This window comes from Leifsonia sp. 2TAF2 (genome assembly GCF_052115085.1).
GTDB lineage: Bacteria > Actinomycetota > Actinomycetes > Actinomycetales > Microbacteriaceae > Leifsonia.
Genome location: NZ_JBFRFY010000001.1, coordinates 227,937 through 240,584 on the forward strand (window position 1 = coordinate 227,937; position 12,648 = coordinate 240,584).

A 12,648-nucleotide genomic window follows, 5' to 3' on the forward strand; every position below is an offset into this window, starting at 1 on the left:
GAAGCGGAACGCCGCTCTCGGAGGCCGACCGAAGGAGCACCGGCATGGGCGAGAAGAACTGGGCAGGCAACTACGAGTACCGGGCGGAACGCATCGCCCGTCCGACGTCGGTGGACGAGCTGCGCGACCTGGTCGTGGCCTCTCCGGCGGTACGGGCTCTCGGAAGCAGGCACTCCTTCAACGACCTCGCGGACACTCCGGGACTGCTCGTCAGTACTGCGGATCTTCCCGGACCAGTGCGGATCGATGAGGCCGCACGGACCGTCACGGTCGGCGGCGGCGTTCGCTACGGTGACCTCGCCCGCGAGTTGCAGGATGCCGGTTGGGCGCTGCACAATCTCGCCTCGCTCCCGCACATCTCGGTCGCGGGCGCCATCGCCACGGCGACGCACGGTTCGGGCGACCGCAACGGCAACCTGGCCACCGCCGTCGCGGGCCTGCGCATCCTGAACGGCTCCGGCGAGCTGGTCGACCTCCACCGCGGCGACGACGGGTTCGAGGGAGCCGTCGTGAACCTCGGCGCCCTGGGCGTGGTGACCGAGGTCACCCTCGACATCCGTCCCACGTACGATGCTCGGCAGCGTCTCTTCGGCGGTGTCCCGTGGGATGCGGTGCTCGGCCGGTTCGACGAGGTGACCTCTGCCGCGTACAGCGTCAGCCTCTTCACCACCTGGGATGAGGAAGCTGTTTCGCTCGCCTGGCTGAAGGAGCTCGACGGGGTCGAGTCGCTCATCCAGGACGACTTCTTCGGAGCCCCGGCCCTGACCGAGGCGCGCCACATGATCCCGACGATGGATGTGCGCAACACCACCGAGCAACTGGGGGTGGTGGGCCCCTGGAGCGAGCGGCTGGCGCACTTCCGGTTCGAGTTCACCCCGTCGAACGGTGCCGAGATCCAGTCCGAGTACCTGGTTCCGCGGGCGCGCGCCGTCGAAGCCATCGAGGCGGTGCGGGCGCTCGCGCCCGTGGTCGCCCCGCTGCTGCAGGTCTCCGAGATCCGCACGATGGCGGCGGACGGCCTGTGGTTGTCCGGCGCGTACGGGACGGACGCGGTCGGGCTGCACTTCACCTGGTTCCGCGACCAGGCCGGGGTGGAGGCGGTGCTTCCTCAGCTGGAGGCGGTGCTCTTCCCGCTCGGCGCCCGGCCCCACTGGGGCAAGCTGTACGTCGACCGCGACGGTGTGGTGCCCGCGCTGTATCCGCAGTTCGCCGACTTCAGCGCGCTCGCGTCCCGGTTCGACCCCGAGGGCCGCTTCCGCAACCCGTTCCTCACCCGCCTGCTCGGCTGAGCCGGCCGCGTCGCCCGCGCGTCAGACGACGCGCGCGGCGATGTCGGTGCGGTACTGGGCTCCGTCGAGGTGGATGTGACCGAGCGCCTCATAAGCGCGGTCGCGCGCCTCGGCGAACCCGGTGCCGCGCGCGACGATGGAGAGAACCCGGCCCCCGGTCGCGAGCAGCTCCCCGGTCGCCTCGTCGCGGGCGGTCGCCGCGTGGGCGATGGTCACCTCGGGTACGCCCGCGGCCTCCGCCAGCCCGGTGATGGGCCGCCCGGTCTGAGGCGCCTCGGGGTATCCCTCGCTGGCGAGGACGACGGTCACGGCCGTGTCGAGCGCGAACTCGGGACGCGGCAGGCGGCCCAGCCCACCCGTCGCGGCGGCGAAGAGCAGGGACGAGAGAGGGGTCACGAGCCGGGGGAGCACGACCTGCGTCTCGGGGTCGCCGAAGCGTGCGTTGAACTCGATCACCCGGATGCCGCGCGCGGTGAGGATGAGGCCGCAGTAGAGCAGGCCGATGAAGGGCGTCTGCTCGCGCGCCATCGTGCGCACCGTCGGCAGAGCCACGGTCTCGATGACCTCGTCGACGAATCCGTCCGGCAGCCAGGGGAGCGGCGAGTAGGCGCCCATCCCGCCGGTGTTCGGGCCGGCGTCGCCGTCCAGCAGCCGTTTGTAGTCCTGCGCGGGCGAGAGGGGCAGCACATCGTGCCCGTCACTGAGGAGGAACAGGGAAACTTCCTGGCCGTCGAGGAACTCCTCGATCAGCACACCGCCGTGGTGCAGCCAGTGGGTGGCGTGCTCGCCGGCCGCCGCGCGGTCCTCCGTCACCAGCACGCCCTTGCCCGCCGCCAGGCCGTCGGCCTTCACGACGTACGGCGCTCCGAAGTCGTCGAGCGCCTTCTCGGCCTCGGCGAGCGTCTCGGCGCGGACGGCACGGCCCGTCGGGACGCCGGCCAGCTCCATGATCCGCTTGGCGAAGGCTTTCGAGCCCTCGAGCTGGGCCGCCGCCTTACCGGGGCCGAACACGGCGATGCCCCGGGTGCGCAGTGGATCGGCGACGCCCGCGACCAGCGGAGCCTCCGGTCCGATCACGACGAGTTCGATGCCGTTCTCGATCGCGTACTCGGTGACCGCCTCGCCGTCGAGCGGATCGAGGCCGAGCTCGACCCGGACATCCTGCGCGATGCCGGCGTTTCCGGGAGCGGCGACGATATCGTGCCGCTCCTCCTCGGCGAGGAGCGCGGTGATGATGGCGTGCTCGCGGGCACCGGAACCGAGGACGAGAATCTTCACGCCCCCAATGCTAGAGGGGGAAGGATAGAGGCATGGCGAGAGCGAAGATCCCCGACGAGGTAGGCGGACCGGCGACTCGGGCCGCGGTCGCCGGCGGAACGGACCGGAACACCACCGCGACGGCCGTGCGCTACCTCCTGCAGCTGCTGGCGGAGCGGGCGCCGGGCAACACCGTCGAGGTGCGCGTGCCGCCCTTCGGGGCCGTCCAGTGCATCCCGGGCCCCCGCCATACGCGCGGGACGCCGCCGAACGTCATCGAGACGGATGCCGAGACCTGGCTGGCGCTCGCGTCCGGCAGCCTCTCGTGGGACGACGCCCTGGCCTCCGGCTCGGTGCACGCGTCCGGGCAGCGCGCATCCCTCGAAGGGCTCGTGCCGCTTCGCTACTGACGCCCTCCTGACGCCCGACGGCCCCTCAGCTTCCGTCTGGGAGAATGAACGCATGAGCGACACTCCGGCCGATGACACCCCTCCCGAGGAGACCGTCACGCCCGCGGAGGTCCGGGTGCGGCGCTCGCCGCGCTACTTCCGCTTCATGATCACCGGCGCCGTCCTGTTCGCGATCATCGCGCTCATCCTCACCTTCGCCTTCCCGGAGAACCCGACCTACGACCGCGGATCCGTCTTCGGCTTCCTGCTGGCGATCTGCGCGACGATCGGCGTGGCCGTCGGCGCCGTCGTTGCCCTCCTGGTCGACCGAGCGACGGCCCGTCGAGCGCGGAGCGTGCAGGCGGATAGAATCGACGTGCGCACCCCCGAACCCGGTTCGTCGCCCGCGCGGCGTGAGGGTTCGAAGCCGGAGCCCGGCACGCAGAACGACAGCACGAGCGACACCCAGAGCTGAACATCCCGACTTCTGAAAGGGGTCCGCTGTGGCCGGAGGCGACGGTCTTCTCAGTCACGATCTGCTTCCCGGCGAGAAGGGGCCGCAGGACGCCTGCGGCGTCTTCGGCGTCTGGGCACCCGGTGAGGAGGTCGCCAAGCTCAGCTACTTCGGGCTCTACGCGCTCCAGCACCGCGGCCAGGAGTCGGCAGGCATCGCGACGAGCGACGGGGACAAGATCCTCATCTACAAAGACATGGGACTCGTCTCACAGGTCTTCAACGAGAACGCGCTGAACTCGCTTCCCGGCCACATCGCCGTCGGACACACGCGCTACTCCACGACGGGCGCCTCCAGCTGGCAGAACGCGCAGCCGACTCTCGGCTCCACCGCGAGCGGCACGGTCGCCCTCGGCCACAACGGCAACCTGACCAACACGGCCGAGCTGATGCAGCTCGTCCACGAGCGCTACCCGCAGCACGACGGCGAACTCTCGCGCGGAAACACCACGGACACCGCCGTCGTGACCGCACTGCTCACCGGCGACCTCGACCACACCCTCGAGGCGACCGCGCTGGAGGTGCTCCCGCGTCTGCGCGGCGCCTACTGCCTGGTCTTCATGGACGAGCACACGCTGTACGCGGCCCGGGACCCGCAGGGCGTGCGCCCGCTGGTGCTCGGCCGCCTGGAGCGCGGCTGGGTCGTCGCCTCCGAGACCGCCGCCCTCGACATCGTCGGCGCAAGTTTCGTCCGCGAGGTCGAGCCGGGCGAGCTGATCGCCATCGACGAGAACGGCCTCCGCAGCCAGCGTTTCGCGGCCGAGAAGCGCGCCGGCTGCGTCTTCGAGTACGTCTACCTGGCGCGTCCCGACACCACCATCGCCGGTCGCGGCGTCTACGAGGCCCGCGTCGAGATGGGTCGCCGGCTGGCCCAGGAGCACGAGGTCGAGGCCGACCTGGTCATCCCGACGCCGGAGTCCGGCACGCCCGCCGCCATCGGCTACGCGCAGGCGTCCGGCATCCCGTTCGGTCAGGGACTGGTGAAGAACTCGTACGTCGGCCGGACGTTCATCCAGCCGTCGCAGACCATCCGCCAGCGCGGTATCAAGCTGAAGCTGAACCCGCTGAAGGAGGTCATCAAGGGCAAGCGCCTGATCGTCGTCGATGACTCGATCGTCCGGGGCAACACGCAGCGCGCCCTGGTGTCGATGCTGCGTGAGGCCGGCGCTGCCGAGGTGCACGTGCGGATCTCCAGCCCGCCCATCACCTGGCCCTGCTTCTACGGCATCGACTTCGCCTCGCGCGCCGAGCTCATCGCAACGGGCCTCGGCGTGGACGAGGTGCGCCAGTCGATCGGCGCGGACAGCCTCGGCTACCTGTCGGAGGACGGGATGATCGAAGCGACCGAGCAGCCGCGCGAGCGCCTGTGCACGGCGTGCTTCACCGGTGTCTACCCGATCGAGCTCCCCGACGCCCACCACCTCGGCAAGAACCTGCTGGAGCGCCCGGTCGTCGCCCCCACCGACGACGGATCGGATGCGACCTCCGACGGCTGTGAGCCGGGCCCCGACTCCGAGCTGGAGCCGCTGCTGAGCTTCGGCGACCCCGGCCGCCAGGAGTAACCGCCTTCGCCGGTGGGGGTGCTTTTCGCCTGCCCGCGACGCGCCGATACGATGGAGCCGTGACCGACTCCACCGCCTCCTCGTCCGCCTCCTACGCCGCAGCCGGCGTCGACACCGCAGCGGGCGACCGGGCCGTGGAGCTGATGAAAGCCGCCGTCGGTCGCACGCACGGTCCGCAGGTGCTCGGCGGAGTCGGCGGCTTCGCCGGCCTGTTCGACGTGTCCTTCCTGAAAGACTTCGACCGGCCGCTGTTGGCGACCTCCACTGACGGCGTCGGCACGAAGGTCGCCATCGCCCAGGCGCTCGACAAGCACGACACCATCGGACAGGACCTTGTGGGAATGGTCGTCGACGACATCGTCGTGGTCGGCGCGCGCCCGCTCTTCATGACCGACTACATCGCCTGCGGTCGGGTCGTCCCGGAGCGGATCGCCGCGATCGTCGAGGGCATCGCGCGGGCCTGCGAGCAGACGGGCACGGCCCTGGTCGGCGGCGAGACGGCCGAGCATCCGGGTCTCCTGGGCCCGGACGACTACGACGTCGCCGGTGCAGCGGTCGGCGCCGTCGAGGCGGATGCGGTGCTCGGCGCGGAGCGCGTGCGCGACGGCGATGTGGTGCTCGCGATGGCCTCCTCCGGGCTGCACTCGAACGGCTTCTCGCTGGTCCGCCACATCCTCGCGGCCCGCGGCATCGGGTTCACCGACCACTCGGAGGAGTTCGGCGGGGTCGTCGGCGAGGCGCTGCTCGAACCGACCCGGCTCTACACGGCCCCGCTGCTGCGGGTGCTTCAGGATGCGTCCCTTGCCGGCGCCATCCACTCGCTCAGCCACGTGACCGGCGGTGGCATCGCGGCCAACCTCGCCCGCGTCCTGCCCGTCGGCTCATGGGTCGAGGTCGACCGCTCGACCTGGTCGCCGACGCCGGTGTTCCGCGTCCTGAGCGACCTGGCCGGCACGTCGCTCGAGTCGAGTGAGGGCACCTGGAACCTGGGCATCGGGATGTTCGCGGTCGTGGCTCCGGAGGCCGCGGATGCGGTGGCCGCGGCGATCACGGCCGACGGCATCCCCACCTGGCGCGCCGGGACGGTGTCGACCGCATCCCGCGAGTTGACCGGCTTCGAGCAGGGCGCGAAGGGTGTCGACGGCGGCGCCGTGCGTCTTGTCGGGTCGTACGCGGGCTGAGCCCACGTCACCCGTTTTGGTCGGAGCGGAGAAGGCCTTCGCCCGGCTAGAGTGACGCGTGTGAGCCGACCGAACGCCCGCCTTCGCCTGGCGTTCGCGGTCACCCTTGCGGGGTTCGCGGCTCTCGCTGCCGCTCTTTCCGCCGCTCCTGCCGTGGCCGCGGCTTCCGTGGCTGCCGCCGTGCCGGTGTCCACGGTCACCACCCCGGCGGACGCCCTCACGCCCCTGGTCGACTGCGTTCAGGATGCGCCGCTCGGCGCCGTCTCCTCCCGCACGGTCGTGCTGGGCTACCGCTCGTCGGCATCCGCTCCGATCTCCGTCGCGCCCGGATCCGGCGTCAACGACCTCACCGCGGGCGTGCCGGAACGCGGACAGCCGTCATCGTTCGAGCCGGGCGAGCACCATGGCGTGTGGCTGCTGACGGTCGACGCGGCGGCCGAGCCGGACCTCGCGTGGCGTCTCGGCAGCGCGGAGGCTCGCTTCGACGCCGCACCCGCGTGCACGGCGGCGACGGCTGTCACGGTCAGCGCTCCGGCGACGGTGGCCGCGGGCGCCACGGCCGCATTGACGGCGACCGTCAGCCGCATGCTCCTCGCGGCGCCCAGCACCGGCGCGGTGTCCTTCACGCTCGACGGTGGCGAGCCCGTCGTGGTTCCCGTCTCCGCGGCGGGCGTCGCCCGGGCCGACCTCCCTGTCCCGAACGCCGGCCCGCACACCGTCACGGCCACCTACCAACCGGTCTCGGGATCGGGGCTGCTGCCCGCTGCCGGCACGGCGATCTTCGGCTCCAGCGCGCCGAGCGCACCGCTCAGCATCGCCGCCGACTCGGTCGTCGCCGGCAGCACCAGCGTGTCCATCGCCGTGGCGCGCCCGTCAGCGGAGGGCGTCGCCACCGTCGACGTCGTCACCGCGGACGGCACCGCGCGGGCAGGGACCGACTACACCGCGCTTGCCACCACCGTGCGACTGGGCGACGGACAGAGCACCGCCACTCTCCGCGTCGCACTTCCCGCGCGGCCGCCGGGTTCGCCGGCGTCGACGTTCTTCGTGCTGCTGCAGCGCGCATCCACCGCCGTGAGCTCCGCGTCGGCCACGATCACGCTGCCGGCCGTTCCCGCCGTCTCCGCTGCAGCCGTAGCACCGGCCGGCCCCTCCACGCACGGAGGCGCGGGCGGCGTCGCGCTCGCCTCCGCCCTGCCGGCGGGCGACCCGACCGCAGCGAACCCCGCGTCGGCTCTCGCCGGCGCGGACCTCGCCATGATGCTCGGCGGCATCCTGCTCACCGGCGGCGGCATCGTCGGCGTCGTCGGACTGGTGCGAGCCGCAGGCGGGCGCGCGGTCCGTGCCTGACATCGAGGGCACCGTCGCCGAGGGCACCGTCGCCGAGGGCACCCTCGCCGAGGCATGACAAACGTCACACTCGGAACCTGACACCCGCTCTGGGTGCGGAACCGCGCGCCTCGCCATCCTGAAAAGGTGAACGAGACACCAGCCATCCGCCTCACCGCCCTCCGCAAGAGCTTCAGCGCGCTCACCGCCGTCGACGGCGTCGACCTGGACATCCGCGCGGGAGAGGTCGTCGCCCTGCTGGGCCCCAACGGCGCGGGCAAGTCGACCACCATCGACCTCGCCCTCGGACTTGCGCGGCCCACGTCGGGCACCGCGGAGCTCTTCGGCGGACTGCCGCGCGACGCCATCCGCGACGGCCGCGTCGGCGCGATGTTGCAGGGCGGTGCGCTGCTGCCGACGCTCACCGTCGCCGAGTCCGTCGCCCTCGTCGCAGCGGCGCATCGTCACCCGCTCTCCGTCGCCGAGGCGCTCGAACGTGCCCGGTGCACCGAGATCGCCCGTCAGCGGGTCGCGAAGCTGTCCGGCGGTCAGCTCCAGCGGGCGCGTTTCGCCGTCGCCGTCGTCTCCGACCCGGACCTCCTCTTCCTCGACGAGCCGACCGCCGCCATGGATGTGGAAGCTCGCCGCACGTTCTGGCAGTCGATGCGCGAGTTCACCGAGGCCGGCCGGACCGTCGTCTTCGCAACCCACTACCTCGATGAAGCCGACGAGTACGCCGATCGCATCGTGATGATGGCGCGCGGACGGGTCGTCGCCGACGGCACGCCGACCGAGGTCAAGGCGGTCGTCTCCGGCCGGCGGATCCGCGCCACGGCCGCGTTCGCCGCCACCAGCGAGAGCCAGAACGCCCTGGCGAACCTCCCGGGCGTGCGCTCGGCCGACCGCCGCGGAGACCAGCTCACCCTCGTCTCGGACGACTCCGACGCCACCCTGCGTGCGCTCCTCGCGGCGCACCACGACATCCACGACATCGAAGTCACCGCGCACACCATGGATGAGGCGTTCCTCGCCCTCACCGAAGCGCGCGAAACCGAAGGAGCCCGCTCATGAGCATCGCCTACCTGGGGCGCGAGTCCCTCCGCCAGCTGAAGAACATGCGCTCCATGGTCTTCACCCTCGCCGTGCCGCTCGTCATGCTCATCGCATTCGGCGGCACGTTCGGCGGCGCCGGGCAAGTGGATGCGGTGACGCACCTGCCCTGGATCGTCGTCACGACCGTCCAGGTCGCGGCGTACGGCGGCATGATGTCCGCGCTGTCTCAGGCGTTCCAGATCGTCACCGAGCGGTCGATCGGCTGGAACCGTCAGCTGCGCATCACGCCGCTGAGCGGCACCGGCTACCTCGTCTCCAAGCTGATCGCGGCGCTCGCGCTCGCGCTGCTGAGCATCCTCGTCATCGTGGGCGTGTCCATCGCCCTGTACCACCCCGACCTCGCGGCCGGCAGCTGGGTGCTGGCTGGGCTCGCGATCTGGTGCGGCGTCATCCCGTTCGCTCTGCTCGGCATCCTGATCGGCCAATTCGCCAAGCCGGAGTTCGCGCAGCCCATGTTCATGGCGGTGTTCATGGGCATGGCGGTGCTGGGCGGCTTGTGGATTCCTCTGCAGGTGTTCCCCGCGTGGGTGGCGGATGTCGCCAAGGCGGTGCCGTCGTATTGGCTGAACCGGGTGGGTCAGCTCGGCGCGCTGCAGAGCGGCGACGCGGTCACCCCCGCCATCGTCCTCGCGGCCTGGGCGCTGGCGCTGGGAGCCCTCATCGTCTGGCGGTACCGACGCGACGCCGCCCGCGGCTGAGCGGCCCGGCCGCCCTGACCTAAGGTAGCAACGTGTTCTCGAGCCAGGTGCCGGACGCCCGCCCGATCGGAGGGTGGGCCCGGCTCACACATCCGTCGGCGTTCCGCTGGTACCCGGGTGCCGCGATCGGGCTGCTCTACCAGATATCGGTGCTCGTCGGACTGTGGACCTCGACCATCCCGCTTCCGGGGAAACTGCTCGCCACGGCTCTGCTCGCCGTGGTCTATGTCGGCTTCCTGGTGCTCCCGCCGCTGCTGTGGTGGATGGACGACCGCGCCCGGCTGATCGGGGTCATCCTCTACTTCGCCCTCACGCTGACACTCTTCCCGCTGATCGGCACCATCGCCTGCTGGACCTGGGTCTACGTCGCCTGTGTCGCCGGGATGGTGGTGGCACGCCCTGCGATCGCCGTCGTGATCATCTGCGCGCTCGGCGGGCTCCAGCTCGTCGTCTTCACGATCGACGGCACGGTCGCGGACTACTGGTTCATCGCGCTGGTCACCGTCTCCATCGGCGTCATGATGAGCGCCTTCGCCCGACAGATCGACACCCTGCGCCGGCTGCGGAACGCGCAGAGCGAGATCGCGCGGCTCGCCGTCATCGAGGAGCGCGCTCGCTTCTCGCGCGACATGCACGACGTGCTCGGCCACACGCTCACCGTCGTCACCGTCAAGTCGGAGCTGGCTCGGCGACTCGTGCCGGTCGACCCCGGGCGTGCGGCGGACGAGATCGCCGACATCGAACGGCTGAGCAGGTCGGCTCTCGCCGACTTGCGCGCGGCGGTGGCCGGGTATCGCGAGATGAGCCTGTCGACCGAGCTGGCATCCGCACAGGCGAGCCTGGCGGCGGCGGACATCCAGGCCCATCTCCCGCGGAACGGCGAAGACGTCGACCCGGAACTGCGCGAGCTGTTCGGATGGGTGCTGCGGGAAGGGGTCACGAACGTGATCCGGCACTCCGGGTCGCGCAACTGCTGGGTCACGGTCGGCCGCGACCGGTTGGAGATCGAGGACGACGGGCGTATCGCGGGCCTCGCCGGGGACAGTACGGCGACGACGAGCGGCCTCGTCCCGGCCCCGGTCGGTTCGCCCGTCGGCGCTGGCGCCATGGCCGCCGCCGGAGGGTCCGGGCTCGCGGGACTCACCGCCCGTGCCGCCACTGTCGGCGCACAGGTGACCATTGGAGCGGGGCCACGCGGTGGCACGCTCCTGAGCGTGCGGAGGTCGGCGTGACGGGCACCATCCGGCTCTTGCTGGCAGACGACCAGGCACTGGTGCGCGGGGCGCTCGCGGCCCTGCTCGACCTCGAACCGGACCTCGAGGTGGTCGCGCAGGTGGGGCGCGGCGACGAGGTCGTCGCAGCGGCCCAGTCGTCGAGGGCCGATGTCGCGCTCCTCGACGTGGAGATGCCGGGCGCGGACGGCATCGAGGCGGCGGCGGCCCTGCGGACGGCCGTTCCGCACTGCCGATCGCTGATCGTCACCACGTTCGGGCGTCCCGGCTACCTGCGACGGGCGATGGAGGCGGGCGCTTCCGGGTTCGTCGTGAAGGACACACCGTCGAGTGAACTGGCCGACGTCGTCCGCCGGATCGCTTCGGGACTGCGGGTGGTCGATCCCGCATTGGCCGCGGAGTCGCTGGCGTCCGGAGCGTCGCCGCTCACGGTCCGGGAGGCGGAGGTGCTCGAGGTGGCCGGCACCGGCGGATCCATCTCCGATATCGCACGCCGGCTGCACCTCAGCGAAGGGACGGTGCGGAACCATCTCTCGAGCGCGATCGGTAAGACCGGCGCGCGGAACCGTTCGGAGGCAGTGTCGATCGCCACCCGCCAGGGCTGGCTCTGAACTGTGCGGGCAGCGCTACGCGCGCTTCGGAGTGCCCGTCTCCTCGTCCTCATCCTCGTACTCGTACGTGTCTTCCGACTCGCTCTCGCCGTCCGCGTCGTACTCGGCCCACTTGGCGTATTGCTCGTCTTCGCCATGGGAGTGACCGGTCAGCTCACGCTCCAGGGCGTCGTAGTTCACATTGGGACTGAACGACTTCAACTGCCGCGCGATCTTGGTGTGTTTTGCCTTCTGACGGCCGCGCCCCATGCGTGACCCCCTTTTGGTCCCAGCCCGGGCGAGGGAGGCTCCCCGGGGATCGAATAAGAACGGTGAAAACTAGCATGGAGTTTAGCATGCGGACATCACCGACCCCCGAGTTCCCGCACAGCGATGAGTGATGGGATGAGCGTGTGAGCGCGAGTAGGACCGACACCCAGGTGGTGGTGATCGGCGCGGGCCAAGCGGGCCTCGCCGTCGCCTACTATCTTCGGCGGTTCGAGCTGACTCCCGGCGCCGATTTCATCGTCTACGACCGGGGTCCGCTGACCGGCGGAGCCTGGCAGCACCGGTGGGACGCGCTCAAGCTCGGCAGCGCCCATCACGTCAACGACCTCCCGGGGATGGCGGAGCTCGGCTTGAGCTTCGACACGGCCGATCGCTCCCTCCCCGCGCGCGACATCGTCGCCGGGTACTACCGGCGGTACGAGGAGCACTTCGGTCTCCAGGTGCAGCGCCCGGTGTCGGTGCACGCCGTCCGTGACCGCGGCGCCGACCTCATCGTCGAGCACAGCGCGGGTGAGACGGCCACGCGCATCGTCGTGAACGCGTCCGGCACCTGGGGTTCGCCGTTCATCCCCTACTACCCGGGGATGAACGCATTCGCCGGTCGGCATGTCCACACGTCGACCTACCAGTCGGCGGCCGAGTTCGCGGGCCAGTCGGTGGTCGTGGTCGGAGGCGGCACGAGCGCGATCGGTTTCCTCCTCGAGCTGGAGGGCGTCGCCGAGGCACTCACCTGGGCCACCCGGCGGCCGGTGGACTTCCGTGACGAATCGGAGCTCACCATCGAGGGCGGTGTGGCGGCCGTCGCCATGCAGGATGCCGCCGCTCGCGCAGGCGAAGCGCTCCCGTCGATCGTCAGCGGGACGGGTGTGCCCCGCACGCGACGGATCGCGGCGGGCATCGAGCGCGGAGTGCTGACCGAACGGCCCATGTTCACGCGCATCGAGGAGCACGGCGTCCGCTGGCCGGACGGCTCGTTCACCCGGGCCGACGCCATCATCTGGGCGACGGGCTTCCGCCCGGAGCTGCGGCACCTCGCGCCGCTCCGGCTGCGCGAGAAGACGGGCGGTCTTGCGGTCGGGGCGGGAGCATCCTGGCACGATCCGCGCATATTCCTGGCCGGGTATGGCCCGCAGGCGTCGACGATCGGAGCCAACCGTGCGGGCCGCATCATCGCGCGCCAGATCATGGCCCAGCTCTAGGTCCGCCC

Annotated in this window: 13 protein-coding genes; 11 read left to right on the forward strand and 2 right to left on the reverse strand. The window is 71.1% G+C overall.

The annotated features are described in order from the left end of the window. Window positions 1-44 precede the first annotated feature (44 nt). Complete coding sequence (locus AB4Z18_RS01110) at window positions 45-1,289, forward strand: FAD-binding protein (RefSeq protein ID WP_441780861.1); 1,245 nt, start codon at window positions 45-47, stop codon at window positions 1,287-1,289. Window positions 1,290-1,310: 21 nt separating this feature from the next. Here AB4Z18_RS01110 and purD read toward each other — a convergent pair whose 3' ends face one another. Continuing rightward, window positions 1,311-2,567 (reverse strand): phosphoribosylamine--glycine ligase, encoded by a 1,257-nt coding sequence (gene purD / locus AB4Z18_RS01115; protein ID WP_441780862.1) that lies wholly within the window; start codon window positions 2,565-2,567, stop codon window positions 1,311-1,313. Window positions 2,568-2,599: 32 nt separating this feature from the next. Between purD and AB4Z18_RS01120 the strand changes: the two genes are divergently transcribed. The 9 genes from AB4Z18_RS01120 to AB4Z18_RS01160 all read left to right on the forward strand — a co-directional run bounded on the left by AB4Z18_RS01120 (window position 2,600) and on the right by AB4Z18_RS01160 (window position 11,174). After that, window positions 2,600-2,956, forward strand: a complete 357-nt coding sequence (locus AB4Z18_RS01120) for a sterol carrier family protein (RefSeq protein ID WP_441780863.1) — start codon at window positions 2,600-2,602, stop codon at window positions 2,954-2,956. A 52-nt stretch (window positions 2,957-3,008) separates the two neighbouring features. Further along, a complete protein-coding gene (locus AB4Z18_RS01125) occupies window positions 3,009-3,410 on the forward strand; it encodes a hypothetical protein (protein ID WP_441780864.1) in 402 nt (133 codons plus the stop codon). Window positions 3,411-3,438: 28 nt separating this feature from the next. Beyond that, window positions 3,439-5,010, forward strand: coding sequence for an amidophosphoribosyltransferase (purF, locus tag AB4Z18_RS01130; protein WP_441780865.1), 1,572 nt, complete (start codon window positions 3,439-3,441; stop codon window positions 5,008-5,010). Between the two features lie 59 nt (window positions 5,011-5,069). Continuing rightward, window positions 5,070-6,191 carry a phosphoribosylformylglycinamidine cyclo-ligase gene (gene purM / locus AB4Z18_RS01135; protein WP_441780866.1) on the forward strand — a complete coding sequence of 374 codons (1,122 nt, stop codon included), beginning with the start codon at window positions 5,070-5,072 and terminating at the stop codon, window positions 6,189-6,191. Between the two features lie 60 nt (window positions 6,192-6,251). Further along, window positions 6,252-7,541: a Calx-beta domain-containing protein gene (locus tag AB4Z18_RS01140; RefSeq protein ID WP_441780867.1), complete on the forward strand. Its 1,290-nt coding sequence runs from the start codon at window positions 6,252-6,254 to the stop codon at window positions 7,539-7,541. A 126-nt stretch (window positions 7,542-7,667) separates the two neighbouring features. Next, window positions 7,668-8,591, forward strand: coding sequence for an ABC transporter ATP-binding protein (locus AB4Z18_RS01145; RefSeq protein ID WP_441780868.1), 924 nt, complete (start codon window positions 7,668-7,670; stop codon window positions 8,589-8,591). Continuing rightward, complete coding sequence (locus AB4Z18_RS01150; RefSeq protein ID WP_441780869.1) at window positions 8,588-9,331, forward strand: ABC transporter permease; 744 nt, start codon at window positions 8,588-8,590, stop codon at window positions 9,329-9,331. Before AB4Z18_RS01145 ends, AB4Z18_RS01150 begins: the two co-directional genes overlap by 4 nt. A 32-nt stretch (window positions 9,332-9,363) precedes the next feature. After that, window positions 9,364-10,563 carry a sensor histidine kinase gene (locus AB4Z18_RS01155; protein ID WP_441780870.1) on the forward strand — a complete coding sequence of 400 codons (1,200 nt, stop codon included), beginning with the start codon at window positions 9,364-9,366 and terminating at the stop codon, window positions 10,561-10,563. Beyond that, window positions 10,560-11,174 carry a response regulator gene (locus AB4Z18_RS01160; RefSeq protein WP_441780871.1) on the forward strand — a complete coding sequence of 205 codons (615 nt, stop codon included), beginning with the start codon at window positions 10,560-10,562 and terminating at the stop codon, window positions 11,172-11,174. The genes AB4Z18_RS01155 and AB4Z18_RS01160 overlap by 4 nt, the downstream gene beginning before the upstream one ends. Before the next feature lie 15 nt (window positions 11,175-11,189). On the opposite strand, the gene AB4Z18_RS01165 is transcribed toward AB4Z18_RS01160, so the two are convergent. Beyond that, a complete protein-coding gene (locus tag AB4Z18_RS01165; RefSeq protein WP_441780872.1) occupies window positions 11,190-11,423 on the reverse strand; it encodes a DUF3073 domain-containing protein in 234 nt (77 codons plus the stop codon). 143 nt (window positions 11,424-11,566) lie between these two features. On the opposite strand from AB4Z18_RS01165, the gene AB4Z18_RS01170 reads away from it, so the two are divergent. Next, entirely contained in the window at window positions 11,567-12,640 is a 1,074-nt protein-coding gene (locus AB4Z18_RS01170; RefSeq protein WP_441780873.1) for an NAD(P)-binding domain-containing protein, read from the forward strand. Window positions 12,641-12,648: the final 8 nt, after the last annotated feature.